The sequence below is a fragment of the Sphingobacterium sp. UBA7253 genome (assembly GCF_002472745.1).
Classification (GTDB): domain Bacteria; phylum Bacteroidota; class Bacteroidia; order Sphingobacteriales; family Sphingobacteriaceae; genus Sphingobacterium; species Sphingobacterium siyangense.
Genome location: NZ_DKSP01000232.1, coordinates 1 through 19,315, shown reverse-complemented (window position 1 = coordinate 19,315; position 19,315 = coordinate 1). Strand labels below are relative to the sequence as shown.

Annotated in this window: 12 protein-coding genes; 9 read left to right on the top strand and 3 right to left on the bottom strand. The window is 41.0% G+C overall.

Annotated elements, in window-relative coordinates; all coding sequences use genetic code 11:
- From B2X72_RS24590 to B2X72_RS24570, 5 genes are all read left to right on the top strand, one after another.
- A complete protein-coding gene (locus B2X72_RS24590; protein ID WP_286851896.1) occupies window positions 1-3,132 on the top strand; it encodes a SusC/RagA family TonB-linked outer membrane protein in 3,132 nt (1,043 codons plus the stop codon).
- Between the two features lie 23 nt (window positions 3,133-3,155).
- Complete coding sequence (locus tag B2X72_RS24585; RefSeq protein ID WP_286851893.1) at window positions 3,156-5,204, top strand: RagB/SusD family nutrient uptake outer membrane protein; 2,049 nt, start codon at window positions 3,156-3,158, stop codon at window positions 5,202-5,204.
- 78 nt (window positions 5,205-5,282) lie between these two features.
- Complete coding sequence (locus B2X72_RS24580) at window positions 5,283-6,176, top strand: DUF1735 domain-containing protein (RefSeq protein WP_088160688.1); 894 nt, start codon at window positions 5,283-5,285, stop codon at window positions 6,174-6,176.
- Between the two features lie 13 nt (window positions 6,177-6,189).
- Entirely contained in the window at window positions 6,190-7,464 is a 1,275-nt protein-coding gene (locus B2X72_RS24575) for a BACON domain-containing protein (RefSeq protein ID WP_232475713.1), read from the top strand.
- A 101-nt stretch (window positions 7,465-7,565) separates the two neighbouring features.
- Complete coding sequence (locus B2X72_RS24570) at window positions 7,566-9,581, top strand: calcineurin-like phosphoesterase family protein (protein ID WP_286736416.1); 2,016 nt, start codon at window positions 7,566-7,568, stop codon at window positions 9,579-9,581.
- A gap of 114 nt (window positions 9,582-9,695) precedes the next feature.
- Here B2X72_RS24570 and B2X72_RS24565 read toward each other — a convergent pair whose 3' ends face one another.
- On the bottom strand, window positions 9,696-10,391 hold the full coding sequence (locus B2X72_RS24565; protein ID WP_286851892.1) for a hypothetical protein: 696 nt from the start codon (window positions 10,389-10,391) through the stop codon (window positions 9,696-9,698).
- Between the two features lie 372 nt (window positions 10,392-10,763).
- Between B2X72_RS24565 and B2X72_RS24560 the strand changes: the two genes are divergently transcribed.
- The gene (locus B2X72_RS24560; protein WP_070567258.1) at window positions 10,764-12,608 is read left to right on the top strand and encodes a DNA polymerase III subunit gamma/tau; all 1,845 of its coding nucleotides are present in this window, start codon (window positions 10,764-10,766) and stop codon (window positions 12,606-12,608) included.
- A 77-nt stretch (window positions 12,609-12,685) separates the two neighbouring features.
- Window positions 12,686-13,474, top strand: coding sequence for a 23S rRNA (guanosine(2251)-2'-O)-methyltransferase RlmB (gene rlmB / locus B2X72_RS24555; RefSeq protein WP_046672182.1), 789 nt, complete (start codon window positions 12,686-12,688; stop codon window positions 13,472-13,474).
- Window positions 13,475-13,533: 59 nt separating this feature from the next.
- Here the strand turns inward: rlmB and B2X72_RS24550 are convergent, their stop codons facing one another.
- Window positions 13,534-15,300: an AMP-dependent synthetase/ligase gene (locus B2X72_RS24550; RefSeq protein ID WP_088160692.1), complete on the bottom strand. Its 1,767-nt coding sequence runs from the start codon at window positions 15,298-15,300 to the stop codon at window positions 13,534-13,536.
- Between the two features lie 177 nt (window positions 15,301-15,477).
- The gene (locus B2X72_RS24545) at window positions 15,478-17,355 is read right to left on the bottom strand and encodes a DEAD/DEAH box helicase (protein ID WP_075991675.1); all 1,878 of its coding nucleotides are present in this window, start codon (window positions 17,353-17,355) and stop codon (window positions 15,478-15,480) included.
- 255 nt (window positions 17,356-17,610) lie between these two features.
- Between B2X72_RS24545 and B2X72_RS24540 the strand changes: the two genes are divergently transcribed.
- On the top strand, window positions 17,611-18,225 hold the full coding sequence (locus B2X72_RS24540) for an RNA polymerase sigma factor (protein WP_088160693.1): 615 nt from the start codon (window positions 17,611-17,613) through the stop codon (window positions 18,223-18,225).
- A 131-nt stretch (window positions 18,226-18,356) separates the two neighbouring features.
- Window positions 18,357-19,315 (top strand): FecR family protein (locus B2X72_RS24535; protein ID WP_286851891.1); only part of this gene is annotated, 959 nt, incomplete at its 3' end.

Genomic DNA, 19,315 nt, shown 5'->3' with positions numbered 1-19,315 from the left:
ATGAAGATTATTTATTTTTTGTGCATCCTGCCGTTGTGCCTCTGGCTATCACCTGCACTTGCACAACAAGCAGAAGAACAGTTAACGATTGCCGGAACTGTCGTTGATAGCAAGGGGCAACCTATATCTAAAGTGTCAATCTATGTCAAGGATAAACCGACAGGAGCAACTTCTACAGATGAAAAGGGAAAGTTTACTATTAAAGCTGCGTATGGAGACTGGTTGGTATTTACCAGTGTGGGCTATGATGTTGCCGAGCATTTGGTGGTAGAATCGACCAACAATCTGGAAATAAAAATGCTCGATAAGAGTACAAATATTGATGAGGTCGTCGTAGTTGGTTTGGGCGCAAAACAACGGAAAATTAGTTCTGTAGGTGCCATTACAACAGTTGATGTAAAACAGTTACAAAGTCCCGCGCCTTCTATCGCGAATATGCTGGGCGGTCGTGCAGCAGGCATTATATCCATGCAGACTTCGGGTGAACCGGGATCAAATATCTCTGATTTTTGGGTGCGTGGTATAGGTACATTTGGTGCCAACGCGAAAGCCTTAGTGCTTATTGATGGGCTTGAAGGCGATTTAAATACCATAGACCCTGCAGACGTGGAGAGCTTCTCCATTCTGAAAGATGCTTCAGCAACAGCAGTATATGGTGTGCGGGGTGCAAACGGAGTGGTATTGGTGACCACTAAACGCGGTACTGTAGATCGGATACAGATCACTGGGCGTGCAAATACGACCTTATCCAGACTGAATCGTTTACCGAAATACCTACGTGCTTATGATTATGCCCTATTGGCTAATGAAGCTTCCGTAGTGCGGGGGAGCGAGCCCTTGTTTAATGATACTGAATTAGGTATTATACAGCAACATCTAGATCCAGATATGTATCCTGATGTCAGCTGGCAAGATGAGATTCTAAACCGAAGCTTTTGGCGTCAAAGCTACTATGCTTCGGGACGTGGAGGTTCTGAGGTTGCACGATATTTCCTGAGTTTGGGCGGTAATAGCGAAACAGCGGCCTACAAAGTTGATAAGAGTAGTATTTACAGTTCTAATGTTGGTTACAATACTTACAATTATCGGCTTAACCTTGATATCAACCTGACAAAAACGACTAAGGTGTTTTTGGGTTCAGATGGATTTTTATCGGTTAAAAAAGAACCGGGTTATGGGAATACGGATGCGATCTGGAAAACACAATCGACACTTACGCCAATTTCCATTCCGCTTCAATATTCCAATGGCTTATTGCCTGGTTTAGGAGCAGGCCAACGTTCATCACCTTATGTGATGATCAATCGTACGGGTAACTATAATAATCAAAACTATAAAGGTAAGGTAACCGTGGCGCTTGATCAAGACTTAAGTAGTCTCCTGGAAGGTCTGAAAATTCGTGGTCAGGGTGCTTATGACATTCAGAGTTATTTTGCCGAACGTAGATGGATGCAACCGGCATTGTATGAGGCAACCGGCCGAAACTTGGATGGTTCGCTAATCATGGTTCAAAAGGTACAGGAAAGTCCGGCTTCCTATCTGAAGACCGTAAGCCAGTACCGAAAATATCATTTTGAGTCTACACTTAATTATGAGAAAAAATTTGGTGAGGATCATCGTACCTCAGCTTTGGTTTATTATTACCTGAGCGATGCTAAAGATACCGATGATGCAACCAGTAATATGACCGCAATACCTGTTCGTTATCAAGGGGTTTCCAGTAGGTTTACCTATGGTTATAAGGATACATACTTATTGGACGCCAATTTTGGATATACAGGTTCTGAAAACTTTCAGCCCGGCCGTCAGTATGGGTTCTTCCCATCGGTGGCAGTGGGATGGGTACCTTCAAGTTACCAATTTGTGAAAGATGCGGCACCTTGGTTAGACTATTTCAAAATCAGGGCATCTTATGGTACCGTAGGTAATGACCGGATTTTAAATGCTGTCCGTTTCCCTTATCTGACGAAAGCGGATATTTACAATAGCGGTGTTTGGGGAGTTGGTGGCATTGAAACAATTTCTGAAACGCGTATCGGGGCGGACAACCTAGCATGGGAACGCTCGATTAAGTCCAATCTAGGAATAGAGGGAAAGCTCTTTAATAACAAAATTGATTTTGTGATTGATTTTTTCCAGGATCAGCGCAACGGTATCTTCCAGCCACGGGTTCAGGTGCCGGATTATGTGGGTGTAATATCCAATCCTTACGCCAATGTGGGGCGTATGAAGAGCTCGGGTGCTGATGGTAATTTGAGCTACACCACCAAACTCAATAGCGATATGACTCTTACTTTGCGGGGTAATTTTACCTATTCAAAGAATGTCGTACAAAATTGGGAACAGGCTTACCTGGAGTATTCTTACTTGGAGTTTAACGGCTATCCTTACGGCTCTATCCGTGGTTATCAATCATTAGGATTATTTAAAGACGAAGACGATATCAAATACAGTCCGACACAAAGCTTTGGAACGGTATTACCTGGTGATATCAAATATAAAGATGTAAATGGTGACGGTATCATCAATACGCTGGATAAAGTTCCATTGACCCATAGCAACTATCCATTGACCATGTATGGTTTCGGAGGAGAGTTTCGTTACAAAAATCTATCTCTAGGAGTGTTATTCAAAGGTACAGGGAAGACGTCCTTTTTCTATGTGGGGCAGCCAATGACATATAAAGATGCTACTGAAAATACCGGTATGGGTTATATGCCGTTTTTTGGCGGTACAGATGGTAACGTCATTACCTTGGCTAATGACCCTGCCAATCGTTGGATCCCAAGAGACTATGCGTTACAGCATGGTATTGATCTATCTTTAGCTGAAAATCCAAATGCTAAATTCCCCCGTTTGCAATACGGAAACAACAGTAACAACAGTCAGCTGTCATCGTTTTGGATGGATGATGCCCGCTATTTGCGCTTACAGGAGGTTACTTTGAATTATACCCTAAGCCCTAAGTTTTTAACGAGACTGGGTGTCAGATCTATGGATCTTCAGTTTGTTGGGAATAACCTTTATATCTGGGATAATGTTAAGATTTTTGACCCCGAACAAGCGGCCTGGGGAGGGCGTAAATATCCAATTCCGACGACTTACTCGTTACAGGCTTATATTAATTTTTAATAGTATAGAAATAATTGAAGGACATGAAAAGGTCAGTAATCATAAAGAGAATAACCAAATTCGTCTTAGCCATACAACTGTTGTTTATGGTGGCATCCTGTAAAGATTATCTAAATATTGATAAATATTTTGATGATGAGTTCAATATTGATTCAGCTTATACAAATACGCGTTATATCGAAGCGTATATGTGGGGGGCGGCAGCACTGTTCCCTGACGAATCCAATACGATCAGATCAAATTATACGCCCGGGCCAATGGCGACAGATGAAGCTATAAATGGCCTTACAGGCACTGGAACTACTAATATTTATTACGGGATGGATTTTGTCACCGGAAATATTACGCCTGATTTTTACGGTGGACTTAATCAATGGGGAAAATACTACAAAATCATTCGTAAAGCTAATAATGTTTTAAAGAACCTCGATGTGCCAAGGGATATGAGCTACGCAGACCGTAACCGTATCGAAGGATATACACGTTTTATTAGAGCTTACGCATACTATAACCTCATTATAGATTTTGGCCCACCGATCTTGCTGGGAGATGAAGTTGTGAATACCAATGAGGATATTGCGTATTATGACCGGCCCCGGGCAACGTATGATGAGGCTATGGAATACATCTGTGGTGAATTTGAAAAGGCTGCAATACAACTTCCCACTGATGTTAGTCTATTGGATTTTGGCAAACCGACAAAAGGAGCAGCATTTGCATTGATCGCCCGTTTGCGCTTGATCCATGCCAGTCCATTGTTTAATGGCGGACCGGTTGCCGCATCCTATTTTGGTAGCTGGATTCGCAAGACCGATGGTACACATTATGTATCACAACAATACGATGAAAAACGTTGGGCAGTAGCAGCTGCCGCTGCTAAGCGTGTCATGGATATGGGCCGGTATAAATTATATACAGTGCCAGCGGACGAAAGAACGCCCACACTTCCGACTGGCGTAACTTCCGACCCCAACTTTTATGGAAGCTATCCGAATGGGGCGGGTGGTATTGATGCATTTAGATCATACTCTGATGTCTTTACCGGTGAAGCTGTAGCTTCAATCAATCCCGAATACATCTGGGGACGTAATACGAATTATATCATAACGGATTTGAACAAGGGTGCATTTCCACCAACCTTAGGGGGATGGGGGCGTTTTTCGGTGACTCAAAAAGTCGTGGATGCCTATCTGATGGATGATGGACGCACCAAAGAAGAAGCGCGTGGCGATACGTATTTTGAAGCTGTAGCGGATCTTCCCGCCGGTGGTACTTTTGGTGACTTATTTACAGCTCAGCCGCGTAATTTTTCGGGTTACCCACTGAATGCGGGGATATTTAAGATGTATGCAAACCGTGAAATGCGTTTTTATGCATCCATAGGTTTCAACGGTGCTGTGTGGCAGGCTTTGTCTAGTACAACGTTGAATACTCATGCGGCTAAATATTTTTACCAGGAACCTGATGGCCGGGGAGGTGTTTCGGCATCGTCACCTAACTACCCGTTGACAGGTTATGTTATTAAGAAATGGGTAAACCCATTTGATGCGATCAGCGGTACGGGTGCCAGAATGATGCCCAAAGCATATCCTATTATCCGTTATGCAGAAATATTGTTATCCTACGCTGAAGCACTAAATAACCTTACTGGAAGCCATACAGTACAGCTTGGTGATAAAACCTATACCGCGAGCCGGGATGAAAGTGAAATAAAAGCTTCTTTTAATTCTGTTCGGTACCGTGCAGGTTTACCAGGATTGTCCACTGCGCAGCTTGCCAACAAGGCAGAGGTGCAGAAGCAAATAGAACGTGAGCGTATGGTGGAGTTTCTATGGGAAAACAGACGCTTTTACGATGTACGCCGTTGGGGCAAGTACGAAGAAACGGAACGTGAGCCTATTAGCGGTATGAACCCCGATGGTGCGGATCGGGAATCTTTCTACAAGCGAGTTTCACCAGGTACATCGTCATTCCTGACAAGGCAGGTCGATAAAAAGTTGATTTGGGTGCCTATACCTCGTGCCGAAATGCGCAGATTACCATCATTGGATCAGAATCCGGGCTATAATTAGGATTAAGCATTAGAAAAGGAAAATATAACCGTCTTCCATAGCCGTTTTGGTTTGTGGAAGACATTAAAATATTAAATTATGAAACGAAGTTTTATCGCTATACTGACAGCTTCGATGGCTTTAGTTGCCTGTAAGGACAACGAAATATTCGAAAAGGAAATGTATAAAAATGAGGTAGCATTAATAAGTTCTGATTATCACAATACGTTTAAAGAAGTGGTTCGCTTGACCGGAGAAGAGGTGATTGGCTATGTAGCGGCATCATCAGGAGGTACACATGCGCCTGATAAAGATCTTGTTATTGCACTGGAAGAGGATTCAGAACCTTTAGTAAAATACAATTTTGCTGTTTATGATAATTCGGAAGATCTGTATGCCAAATTACTTCCCAAAGAGAAGTATGACATCATGGACAAAAAGATTGTGATCAAAGCAGGTGAGCTAACAGGCCGTACCATGGTTAAATTGCGACCAGATGGATTATCTCCGGACTCTACCTATTTTATTGGACTGAAAGCGACAGGCTCATCCGGTGTTGAAATCAATCCTAAGAAAAGCACCATGTTGTACCAGGTCATCATAGAGAATGAATATGCATCACAGGCCAAAAATACCATGTATTCAATGGTGGGGTTTGCCAATGGTTTGTCTACAGCGGCGAATAAACAGCTATTTCCATTAACCAGCAATAGCGTGAGGATGGTCGCCGGTAATGAGACTTTTATATCTAAAGTACCTAATATTGAGAAAAACTGTCTTACCTTGGAGATAGATGATTTTAATAACGTAAAGATAAAGCCTTACAAAGATATTCAGGTCGTACAATTGGACAATGACCCCATGTATCCGAATAAATTCAAAGTGGAAGAAGCATTTGGTATGCGCACAAACGTGTTTCTATTGTCATATCAGTATACGATAGGCAATGTGACGACAATTATGAAGGAACGTGTTGAAATGCAGGCTAAATAAAATTATGGAATTCATGAATACGATTAATTATTACAAATTGGATACGCTTCCAAAATCAACAGTTGTCTTTTGTCTTAGTTTGATAATGATACTAACATCCTGTAAAGACGATCTTGCGGTAAATGGTGATTTTGCACTAAAAGATAACCCATCAAAATTGGCCGCTGCGGCTAATGGTGTATCTGAAACCTACACTGTTCAGGCGACTGGCAAATGGAAGGTTGAGCCCCTCCGAAAAGAAAACTGGGTTAAAGTCGATCCAATGGAGGGGAATGGAAATGGAACATTTACCGTTACCGTTCACAAAAATACCGATCCCGAAGCGCGTGAACTGACTTTGTTTTTTACTTTAGATGGAAAGTTACAAAATAACGTGCTGAATGTAGAGCAGGCAGGAACCACAGATCAAGGACAGGTGAAAGATCCCTATTTAAAAATAGATGGCATATCCAACCGTTTGGAAGTTCTGGAAGATGGTATAACCGGGCAGTATATTCTCCGCGCTACGGGGAAATGGAAAGTCGCTTTGGAAAATGAATCTGAATGGGTGAAAGTTGCACCTATGGAAGGTGAGGGTGATACCCCAATAACAATCACGGTAAATAAAAATACCGACATTGAGCGTACAGCAAATCTATTGTTATTTTTAGGCGATGTGCAACAGGCATCTCCGCTAACTGTATATCAGAAAGGCGTAAAATTGCAAGTAGAGGGCGATGTCGTTCTTCAGGAGGACTTTAACTGGCTGACCTATGGAAGCGAGATCTTTAATGCGACTTCAGGCGAAACAAGGATTGCTTTATGGAGCACTGATGAATTGGCCAAAGGCTGGACCAGTACGATCAATACGACAGAAGGGGGCGGTAATTATGCATCGATTTATGCGCGACCAGGCTTTATTAAATTAGGGCGTACGAACTACGGCGGCGATCTAATTTCGCCGAAGCTGGCCAATGTACAGCGTACAAAAAATCTATTGGTTACCTTCAAAGCTGTACGATATGCCACTGGTGACCATTATCTACTCAACGTTGGTGTCAAAGGACCAGGAACGGTCAGCGTGAGCCAATTTAATGTGATGAACGTTGCAACTCCTAATTCGAATCTAGAATCGTGCAGAGCTGCATGGCAAGCTCCGGAAGCGACCTATTCTTTTGTTGTTACGGGAGCTACTGCGGAGACTCAAATTTGGTTATTGGGTGGCGCGTTTGATCAGCGTGCTGGTAATTGGCCGGCTACCGTTAACCGTATTTTTGTCGACGATATCGTTGTTACCGTCGCTAAATAATAAACCTGGCCCATGCATACTTTCTCTTCAGAAAAATTGCATGGGCTATTTTTGTGCCCCCCGCTAAGTAATTGTTAATAGCCTTTAATCACCTATTTTTTATGAAAAAAAAAGAACAATATAACCGACGGGTCTTTATCCGAGCTACATTGGTAACCGGACTTGGCCTAACATTAAACTTATACAGCTGCACCAAAGCCTCAGCTATTCCTGAAAATAAGCCTGGCGAACCCGAACCGGGGAATGAAGATAATACATTACGGATAACCGGTGTGCTATTGTCCTCTCGGATAGAATCTTCCAAGGGGGGCGAATATACAATACAAGGAACAGGATTCAAGATGGGGGATCAGCTATATTTTGAATCACTGAATAAACTCGGTGTAATGGGGAAATTTACTGTCGCAAGCAAATCTGCTTCTGCAGATAATATTGTTTTTGTTTTCCCTACGGAATTGCCATCGGATAGTTATCGGATATCCGTAAAACGCGGAGCCCAGTCATTTTTGTTGGGATCAACCATTGTCAATTTATTTTTTAATGCGAATATCCCCGACAAAACAGGAATGACTGTAAAGGGTGTTGTTTACGCCAATGGTGTAGGTGTTGCCAATGTTGTGGTATCAGACGGCTTTGAAGTGACAATGACGGATGCAGCTGGTATATATTATTTACCTTCTTCCAAAAAAGGAAAATATGTGTTTATTTCCATACCGGGAAACTATGAAGTTGATTCAAACGTCAATGCGCCTCAATTCTTTCAACGCCTTTCGCAGCCGGCAAACATTGTTGAGATTAAAGATTTTGAGCTTAAGGCTGCAAATAATGAAAAACATGTGGTCATGGTGTTGGGAGATATGCATTTGGCTAAACGTACGGATGACCTGAATCAGTTTCAGAAAGGATTCCTGCCCGATGTTAATCAGTCAATACAAAACTATAAAAATGCGGGCAATAAAGTGTATGCGCTGACATTGGGAGATATGACTTGGGATGGGTATTGGTATACCAATAATTATGCACTGCCGCAGTATATTGTTGAAATGAATAAGATCAACGCGATGGTATTTAATACCATGGGCAATCATGATAACGATCCAAAGTTTTATGAGGATTGGGGAGCTGAAGATAAGTTCCGTGATGTATTGGGGCCGACTTATTATTCCTTCAATATCGGTAAGGTACATTACATTGTTTTAGATAATATTGAATATATTAATGCCGGTGATGCAAGGAACTATAATACAAAAATTGTCGCTGATCAGATTGAATGGCTCAAAAAAGATCTAGCAACCATTACGGATAAGGATACGCCGATTGTGATCGCCATGCATGCACATTTACATACCAATCCAAGTCTCAATACGAACGGTGCCGAAACGACAGGATATCGGATAAGCAATGCGCAGGATTTTGTGAACGCCTTGAATGGATTTAAAACCGTGCATGTGCTCACGGGACATACGCATATCAATTATAACGTGGAAACTGCTGCTACGCCGCATATCATGGAGCATAATACAGCTGCCATCTGTGCGACTTGGTGGTGGACCGGTAACGCGGGATATGCAGGCAATCATATTTGTAAGGATGGGGCTCCAGGAGGCTATGGAATATGGGCGATAGACGGAAGAGATTTAAAGTGGGGGTATAAGAGTATTGGTGAGCATGCTGATTATCAATTTAGGGCTTATGATCTTAATCAGGTGCATCTTACCAAAGATAAATATGCCCCAAATTTTAAGCCTACAAGTGATCTGAAATGGGAGAGTTATGCGGCGGAATATGCGAATCCCAATAACAACAATGAGGTATTGATCAATGTTTGGAACTACGATAAAAATTGGAAAGTCGAAGTGAGTGAAAATGGTCAACCGTTGACAGTCTCCCGTGTTCGTATGCGAGATCCATTGCATATTGTTTCCTATTCAGCACAGCGACTTAATCGAAATGCTACCCCCACCGAGGACTTTGTGAGCACTTTGACAGCGCACATGTTTAAAGTGAAGGCCTCTTCTCCCACCAGCACCTTGTTAATTAAAGTAACCGATCGTTTTGGTAAGGTTTATCAGGAAACTATGGTTAGACCCAAAGCTTTCGGATACCTGATGAAGTAGTATAGAACTAGATAAAAGCTCAGCCATCTGAAGGCTGAGCTTTATCTAAATCAAATCATTCCTATAAAGAATGATTTGATTTATCGAATATAAGATTTGGTAGCACGGCGTATATTAATACGTAATCTTAGGCTTACCATTTTCACAGATTACTCCTTTGGCTGGTTTGTCATTTTTATCTGGACAGTTCAAGCTTTTGTCTAGTACTCTTTTTGCATGATCCAAATGATTATATTGTTCTGCCATATTGCCAAACTCAGCAAAGTTTTCTTTGTCAGTATACAATATGGAGATAAATTCACAGTCTTTACGAAAAGGGGCGATATGCCATTTACTTGGGTCGGTACAGGGAATGTCATTGAAAAATGTGGTCATTTTAGGTAACAGTTCATCCAGCCGCTGGTTAATTTCAGGTAGTTCCAGATCCGTGGCACGGGCGACCTTGACCTTGTCGGCAATGCAGCGCAATCCAAAGTGGGGTGGAAGATAATTTTCAGCAGGACTCGTATTGTAAACAATAGGCCCTTTATATACTTTCTGCGCCCTTTCTTTAAGGTCTGCAGCTTCGGTAAGTAATTGATTATAGGCTTGCTCAAAGCTTGGATGTACCGGTACATAGGTGTAATAAAGCGTGTCAATACGACATTCCTTTAGATCATTGCAGGAAAGATGTTCTGTTAATTTAACGGCTTGCTGGATTTTATCTGCTGCTAGACTTGTGAGTTCCTCATAGCTGTCTTCTTTTTTACAGCCTACAAATAAAAATGTACTAAATAAAAAAGCGTAAAATAGGTAGGTTAAGTGCTTCATAAATTTGGTTTTTGTAAGATAACGAAAGCTATTAACTATCTGCTACACTCAAAGTATCCTAATGCAGGGATATATTGCTTGTTATTATCAATAATTAATAAAGTTGTTTTCGAATAGTCTTTAGTTCGCCGAAATTAACATTTAAAAATGACTTAGTCTAAAACACTTTAGTGTAGTATTCTTGCTAGCCATAGCCATACGCCTTGTTTTGATACAATGTGCAGGTAGGCAAGGGAGTCTATATTTACTTTGTACAGGGATGTCTTTTTTTATGCCAGAAAATGAGATAATACCGCGAAATTGTCGCACTCCACTACCGCTACAAATTAATGTTACGTAGAAAAATAATATTAAAATTCGTATCTTCGTGCAATGGATAATTTTATTGTTTCTGCACGTAAATACCGCCCGATTACCTTTGATTCGGTTGTAGGTCAGCAACACATTACTGGTACCTTAAAGAATGCGATACACAACAATCAGTTGGCGCAGGCATTTTTATTTTGTGGTCCCCGCGGTGTGGGGAAAACTACCTGTGCGCGTATTTTAGCTAAAACAATAAATTGTGAAAATATCTTAGCAGGCACTGAACCTTGTGGTGCATGTGCTAGCTGTAAGTCTTTCCAAAATGGAAATTCTTTCAGTATTCATGAACTGGATGCCGCATCCAATAATTCCGTAGATGATATCCGCAACCTGATTGATCAAGTACGCATACCACCACAGGCTGGAAAATATAAAATCTATATCATAGATGAGGTGCATATGCTTTCTCAAGCGGCTTTCAATGCTTTTTTGAAGACATTGGAGGAACCTCCTTCCTATGCTATCTTTATCCTGGCGACTACTGAAAAACATAAGATTTTACCAACGATTCTTTCGCGCTGTCAGATTTTTGATTTTAACCGGATCAAAGTGGAAGATATGGCCAGTCATTTGGCCCGTATCGCTGACAGGGAAGGTATTGCTTATGATCAGGACGGATTACATATCATTGCCCAAAAGGCCGATGGTGGCCTTCGGGATGCCTTGTCGATGTTCGATCAGATCGTCAGTTTTTCCAATAAAAATGTCACCTATCAAGCGGTAATCGATAATTTGAATATCTTGGATTACGATTATTATTTTAAGCTAACGGATGCTATTTTAACTGAGGATGCAGCACAAACTTTATTGATTTTCAATGAGATTTTAAATCACGGGTTTGATGGCAGTCATTTCATAGCCGGTCTGTCTGCACATTTTAGAAATTTGCTGGTTGCTAAAGAGCCGGCTACGCTAAAATTATTGGAAGTCAGTGATAGTATTCGTCAAAAGTATCTGCAGCAGTCCCAAAAAGCTTCTCCAGGATTTTTGTTATCTGCATTGAATATTTCCAATCAATGTGAGATCAACTATAAGACAAGTAAAAATCAACGCCTGCAAGTTGAACTTTCACTCCTCAAGACATGTCATATCGCAAGTGCGATTAAATTGAGCCAGCTTGGATCCGTACAGATTCCTTCGGCAACCGAGGGCGTAAAAAAAAAACTTCCTGAGCCAGTAGTTGGACAAGCGCAACAAACCTCGGTAGTCCCTACTCCGCAAGCGACTTCTCCAGCGAATGCTCCTGTCGTTGAAAACCCTGTGACACCGCGTTCGCAAGCTAACCCCGTAAATTATCAGGCTTCCGAGACTAAGGAAGAGGTGAAAAAAGATCCTATTTCCAACGTGCCTCCTAAAGTAAAAAAAGGCGGGTGGGGAGCATCTACTGCAGCAATTATTCCGTCTTTGCCGGATTTGAATACCATATACGATAACAATGCGGTTGCCAAAGAAGGTGATGAGCCAGAATTAATACGTGGAAGCGAACAACGTGATGTTTCATTCGGTCAATTTATTGCTGTTTGGAATAGTTATGCTGAACAGCTGAAAGCGGAAAACAAGATTAACTTGTATACCATGATGACGGCTATGCAACCGCGGTTAAATGGGGTATTGATTGAAATTGATGTCGAAAATGGTGTTCAGATGGATGTATTGCAAAGTGCAAAGGTTGATGTGTTGAACTACCTACGTGTGAAACTCCAGAATTTTTCGTTGGATCTGCAGGGGGTGATGATGGAACATACGATTTCACGCAAGCCCTATACTTCCCAGGAGAAGTATCAAGCGATGGTCAACAAAAACCCGCTTTTAGATACTTTGCGGAAGGAGTTTAACTTGGGGCTAAGCTAATTCAAACACGCTAGTTGTTTTTTATTTTTGTACATTTGCAAACTCTTCCATGAAGAGGGAAATATTTAGTATTTATTATGCAAGGAAATTTTCAGAGACGTGATCGCGACCACGGGGAAAGACGTGAAGTGAATCAGATGGTATTTGGTATTCGTGCTGTCATCGAAGCAATCGATAGTGGTAAAGAGATCGAGTCATTATTTATACAACGCGGTTTGAGCGGCAGTTTGATTCTAGAATTGAAAGCCTTGTTAAAGGAACATAATATCGCTTCTCAACAGGTGCCAATTGAAAAATTAAACCGCATAACACGTAAAAATCATCAAGGTGTAATTGCGGTTATTTCTCCAATTACCTATCATGATATAGAAGAACTTCTCCCTCAGATTTATGAAAAAGGTGAAACTCCTTTACTTCTGATGTTGGATGGAGTGACCGATGTGCGCAATTTGGGTGCTATTGCACGTACAGCGGAATGTTCTGGAGTACATGCCATCATTGTCCCTAAAAAGGGCTCAGCTGAGGTTAACCCTGATGCCATTAAAACATCTGCTGGAGCACTTTATAAAATCCCTGTCTGTCGCCATGATAGCTTGTCCAAAGTTGGTAAATTTTTGATTGATTCAGGTGTGCAGTTAGTTGCCAGTACAGAAAAAACAACCTCGAGCATTTACGATGTGGATTATACAGCTCCAACCTGTGTAATTATGGGGGCAGAGGACGTTGGTGTTTCCAATGACCTAATTCGTATTGCCGACCACCTGGCCAAGATACCAATGTACGGTGAAATAGGTTCGTTAAATGTATCTGTGTCGGCCGCAGTAGTGATCTATGAAGCGATTCGTCAACGGATTGTTAAAAAATAAAGAATATAATTTAGTTGATTACAAAAAGCCTTTGTTTTTGACAAAGGCTTTTTTGTAGACTAGTTTTGATAAATATCTTCAATCTCTTGTTCGTATTTTTGCAAGATAACTTTTCTTTTCATTTTTAACGTCGGTGTCAATTCACCGGTTTCAACGGTCATTTCGTCGGGAACTATGATGAACTTCTTGATCTGTTCCCAGCTGCCAAAATTTTGATTAATACGGTTGAGTTCCGATCCCATTTTCTGTTTCAGTTCTGGGCTATTTAGAAAATCTAGTCTAGAAAGATTGGCAAGGGCGGGAAAAGCACTTCTTGACCATTCTAGAAGATTATTATAGTTGGGAACAATCAACGCCGCAGGAAATTTGCGGCCTTCTCCAAGTACCATAGCCTGTTCGATAAATGAAGATTCGACCAGTTTAGATTCGATCTGCTGCGGAACGATATATTTTCCTCCAGAAGTCTTGAACATCTCTTTCTTTCGGTCTATAATTTTAAGAAATTTACCGTCTACCCATTGGCCAATGTCCCCAGTATAAAGCCAGCCATCCTTGATCGCTTCTGCTGTTGCCTCTGGATTTTTATAATAGCCAATCATATTATTCTCGCCTTTAGTCAATATTTCTCCATCGTTAGCAAGCTTTATTTCGATATTAATTAACGGTAAGCCTACAGTACCAATTTTCATACCTCGTTTATAGCAGTTTACAGCGATACATGGTCCCGCCTCAGTGAGGCCATAACCTTCATATATTGGAATCCCTGCTGCCATATACAGACGGATTAATCTTTCCTGTAAAGCAGCACTCCCGGAGGCAATCCCTTTGATGTCACCACCTAATGCTTCGCGCCATTTTGAAAAAACTAATTTACGGGCAATGTTCAGTTGAAAGTCATACCACCATGTACGTCCCTCCAGTTTGTATTGTTCGCCGACGCTCAAGGACCAGAAGAATAGCTTACGCTTGACTCCTGTTAATTGCTCTCCTGTAGCCATAATCTTCTCATAAACTTTCTCCAATACACGAGGTACAGCGGAAAAAATATGTGGTTTAACGGATTTAAAATCTTCACCTATCGTATCCATCGATTGAGCAAAGAAGATTGTCAAACCTTTGTACATATATACATATTGGAATACGCGTTCATAGGCATGACAAACTGGAAGAAAGGAGAGGGCACGATCACCTCGTTCGACAGGAAAGGAATATTCACTACTCAACGTATCTGCCAATAAATTTTTATGAGACAACATAACACCTTTGGGATTTCCTGTTGTGCCAGAGGTGTAAATGATGGACGCCAATGTATCGGTTTTTATACCATCACGTAGTTGGTTTAGCGTTTCATCTGTAATGATCTCGCCCTTGGAAACGAAGTCATGCCAATGGTTTAGACCATCCTCTTTGTCTAGACTGTAAATAGCATTTAGTTGCGGACAATTATCTTGTATCGTTAATATCTTTGTGTATAGTGTCTTTGAACTAACAATACACTTCCTGATTTCGGCATGATTGAAGATATACGTGTAATCTAAGGTTGAAATATTAGGGTAGATGGCGACTACTACAGCTCCAATTTGTTGAATGGCAAAATCAAGGATATTCCACTCGATGCGGTTCTCACTAATTAATGCTACTTTCTCTCCAGGCTGAACGCCTAATGCGATCAAACCTTTAGATGTCTCGTTGATCTGTTCAATAAATTGAGTATTGCTTACTTGTACCCATTCGTTATCTTTTCTGAAAGAAAACATTGGGAAATCCGGGGCAATACTATATTGCAGGTATGCTAAATCAAATAATCTTGTTGCTACTATTGGCATGTTAGAAGTCCAGTTCGTATAATACAGCTAATTTACGCTTTTTTATAGAGACTATTATATTGGCAGGAGATATTAGTGCCTGTACTGTTAGGAGGGGAAATAAAAGAAAAGACTCTGGCATCTCAAGCTGATCGCTTTTGTACCAGAGTCTTTAACTCTTATGCTAAGTACTAATGATTAGTATTTGCTTTTTGATTCTTTACGTTTTCCAGAGAAATCACGGAAGCCGCCGCCATTGCTGCTACGCTCGCCACGATCACGACGCTCACCACTGAATCCGCCTTCACGTCTTCCGCTGCGTTCGCCGCCACCATATCCACCTTCACGTCTTCCACCGCGATCACCACCACGGTATCCACCTTCACGTCTTCCGCCACGATCACCACCACGGCTTCTTCCGCCACGGTCGCTACGACCTTCACCTCTTGCTTCACCAGATACTTCGATACGTACTTGACGACCGTTGTAATCTACACCTTGGAATCCTTGGAATACTTTTTCTACTTCTGCATCTTGAACTTCGAAGAATGTGAACACGCCTTTCAAATCAATTTTACCGATTGATTTTCCTGAAATATTCGCATTGTTACAGATGAAGCCCAACATATCTCCACGAGAGAATTCATCTACTGAACCTAAATTCATAAATAAACGCGTGTAGCCTTTTGAACCTTCACGTGAACGACCATCACGTCTATCACCGCGGTCTTCACGACCACCGTCACGCGCTTCGATATTTAAATCAGGTGCATTTTTGTAATAATCCAAGAAACGGTTGAACTCAAGAGAAGCGAATCTTTTGATGATATCTTCTTTTGAAAGTGACTCCAAATTTTCCATAATTGCAGGCAAGAATGGGCTGATTTGTTCGTCGTTTACTTCAACATTTTCAATCTTTTTAACGATAGAAAATAATTGTTTTTCGCAAACTTCAGCACCTTGAGGTACTTGTTTTTTCTCAAAAGGCTTACCGATGATCTTTTCAAGATGACGGATTTTGCTTAGTTCTTTTACGTTTACCAAAGAAAGTGAAATACCAGTTTTACCTGCACGGGCTGTACGGCCTGAACGGTGTGTATAGTTTTCTGTTTCATCAGGTAAAGAGAAGTTAATAACGTGAGTTACATCACTTACATCAATACCACGAGCAGCTACGTCTGTTGCGATCAACAATTGTAAACTACGGTCACGGTAACGTTTCATAACTTTATCACGTTGTTGTTGTGATAAGTCACCATGCAATGAATCTGCATTGTAACCATCTTTGATCAACGCTTCAGCGATATCCTGTGTTTCGATTTTTGTACGACAAAATACGATACCAAAGATATCAGGGTTTGAATCCACAATACGTTTGAACGCAGCATATTTATCTTTTGCTTTGATCAAATAATAGTGGTGTTCAATGTTGGCATTACCGGTGTTTTTTGTACCTACAGTAAGCTCAACTGGATCGGTCATATAATTCTTTGCGATACGACGTACCTCAGAAGGCATTGTCGCCGAAAATAACCAAGTTTTTTTCTCGTCAGGAGTTTCTGACAAAATGTTGTTGATGTCTTCTTTGAAGCCCATATTGAGCATCTCATCCGCTTCATCCAATACAACATATTTTACATTTGAAAAATCAATCGCATTTCTGCCGATGATATCCAACATACGACCTGGGGTCGCTACTACAATTTGCACTCCACGTCTAATTTGACGTAGCTGGTCTGAGATATTTGCACCTCCATATACAGCAACAACATGTACGTTGTCAACGTATTTAGCAAATTTTTCTAAATCTTTTGAGATTTGTAAACATAATTCCCGAGTAGGGCAAAGAATTAATGCCTGTGGGTGTTTTTGAGAAAAGTCTAATTGCTCTAATAATGGAAGACCAAATGCCGCGGTCTTTCCTGTGCCAGTTTGGGCTAATCCGACAAAATCGTCGTTACCAGTCAATAAAACAGGAATGGCTTTTTCCTGAATTTCAGAAGGTTTTTCGAAACCTAATTCTGAGATGGCATTAACAACTTCCTCACGGATTCCCAGTTCTAAAAATGGGTTCATGAAATATTTTATACAATAGGCACTATTGCCTAAGGCGTTGCAAAGGTAAGAATAATATTGGAATAAACAAATAATTTAAATAATTGATTTTTAAGGGAATCTGATTCTTTTATACCAGGTGATAATAAATTGAGCGCTGTTATATAGATTTAGCTCAAGTATTATTTCGAATGTGAAACTATTTTATATACCTACAGTTTCTTTATTCATTTATTAATAGAAACTTAATATCTCAACCTTAATTTTGGTATTAGCATGAATCAAGGACCAGTTGTACATCAGCGTTGGCTACAAGCTATTAAAGAGTTTAACGATACTTCTGCTTATGAGGAATTGTATCGCTATTGCTGGAAAGATCTTTATCAGCACGCTGCCCGTCGGATCCTAGACCGACAGGATGTGGAGGATATTCTACAGGAGCTGTTTGTCCAATTTTGGGAAAGGCGGCATACAATCGACATCCAAATGAATCTTCCAGCCTATTTGAAAGGGATGCTCAAATATAAAATTATAGATTTCTTTAATTCCAATAAAGCCAAAGACAGATTGTTGGAGCACTGGAGTAAACATATATTCGACTATGTGCAGCAGCATCCAGAGGATCTCAATACGTATTTAGCCCTTGAGAAGTTGTTGGAGGAAGAGCTGGAAATTATGCCACAGAATATGCGGCAAGCGCTTTTATTGAAATGGGAACATTTATCCATTCGAGAGATAGCCATGCGTATGGGGCTGTCTGAGCAAACGGTCAAAAATAATCTTACGGAAGCATCCAAACGATTACGGAAAGCTATTTTGGGCTATCAACATGTTCAAAACGGTAGTTTTAGCCTTCTTTTGGTCTTTATTATAGACGAGCTCGCTAAGTAGCTTACCCACCTTGCCATATTCCTATTTTCTGAACTTTGATCCTTTAACAATTCTTTCATACAACATTAACTATTTCTTGAAGTACTTTGAGGCTTTTTTGCGGACTTGTATATAAACAGCAGGCATAAAAAGTGAAAAGAAGAATTTTTGAATCCTTAATCTATAGATACCAGCATAATAATGCGAACAAGGCTGAGAGGTCCCTGATTGATCGCTGGTATGATACGCTTGATCGGGAAGAACTTTCTGAAGGAGAGGTAGATGAGGTTCGATTATGGAATAATATACAGCAACGTATTGGAAGTACTGCGTCTAAAAAATCAGTGGGTCGGAGCATAATCTACTGGAGCGGAACGGTTGCAGCAAGTCTACTGTTATGTGTTAGCGTTTTATTTTGGACAAAACAGCATGATCTGAATTTCTCCCAAAGAGAAGCGAATTTAAAACCCGGTTACCGGATTTTTGAAACAGGGGCCTCACAACGTAAGCGGATATTTTTGGCCGACGGATCAACCGTTATAATGAACGCATATTCCAAAATTAAATTGGATACCGTCTCTTACAATAGGCGTGATCGAGTTGTGGAGCTTATGGCTGGAGAGGCCTATTTTGAGATCAAGAAAGATTCCTCAAAAGCTTTTGTGGTGAATGCCCGACAAATACAGACAAGGGTGCTGGGGACCTCCTTTACCGTGAAAAACTATGCGGAATTGGATGAGATATCGGTGTCCGTATTTACAGGTAAAGTGCAGGTTACTGCCAATAGCAATCCGCTGGGTGTGCTGACCCGCGGCGAACAGATCCGTTATACCAAAAATAACCACAATAGCCAGCAGGAGACTTTTGATCTGACGACACGGAATAGCTGGATTGAGGGAAGAGTTTATCTTAAGCAAAGCAGTTTTGCAGAATTGGCACTGGCGGTCAAAAGTATCTATGATGTGGATATTAAAACTGACGATCAGCGGATTGCCCAACAACGGTATAGTATGCCGATATCAAAGCAGCTGTCCTGGACGGCAACCCTGGAAAGTATCAAAGCAATTCATCACAACAAATCAAGGAAGGAGGGCAGGATAGTGCATATTTA

Bases quoted from the DNA above. Each gene is read 5' to 3' on its own strand.
- B2X72_RS24590 (WP_286851896.1), top strand. From the start codon at position 1: ATGAAGATTATTTATTTTTTGTGCATCCTGCCGTTGTGCCTCTGGCTA.
- B2X72_RS24550 (WP_088160692.1), bottom strand. From the start codon at position 15,300: ATGCCAATAGTAGCAACAAGATTATTTGATTTAGCATACCTGCAATAT.
- B2X72_RS24580 (WP_088160688.1), top strand. From the start codon at position 5,283: ATGAAACGAAGTTTTATCGCTATACTGACAGCTTCGATGGCTTTAGTT.
- B2X72_RS24565 (WP_286851892.1), bottom strand. From the start codon at position 10,391: ATGAAGCACTTAACCTACCTATTTTACGCTTTTTTATTTAGTACATTT.
- B2X72_RS24575 (WP_232475713.1), top strand. From the start codon at position 6,190: ATGAATACGATTAATTATTACAAATTGGATACGCTTCCAAAATCAACA.
- B2X72_RS24545 (WP_075991675.1), bottom strand. From the start codon at position 17,355: ATGAACCCATTTTTAGAACTGGGAATCCGTGAGGAAGTTGTTAATGCC.
- B2X72_RS24540 (WP_088160693.1), top strand. From the start codon at position 17,611: ATGAATCAAGGACCAGTTGTACATCAGCGTTGGCTACAAGCTATTAAA.
- B2X72_RS24585 (WP_286851893.1), top strand. From the start codon at position 3,156: ATGAAAAGGTCAGTAATCATAAAGAGAATAACCAAATTCGTCTTAGCC.
- rlmB (WP_046672182.1), top strand. From the start codon at position 12,686: ATGCAAGGAAATTTTCAGAGACGTGATCGCGACCACGGGGAAAGACGT.
- B2X72_RS24570 (WP_286736416.1), top strand. From the start codon at position 7,566: ATGAAAAAAAAAGAACAATATAACCGACGGGTCTTTATCCGAGCTACA.
- B2X72_RS24560 (WP_070567258.1), top strand. From the start codon at position 10,764: ATGGATAATTTTATTGTTTCTGCACGTAAATACCGCCCGATTACCTTT.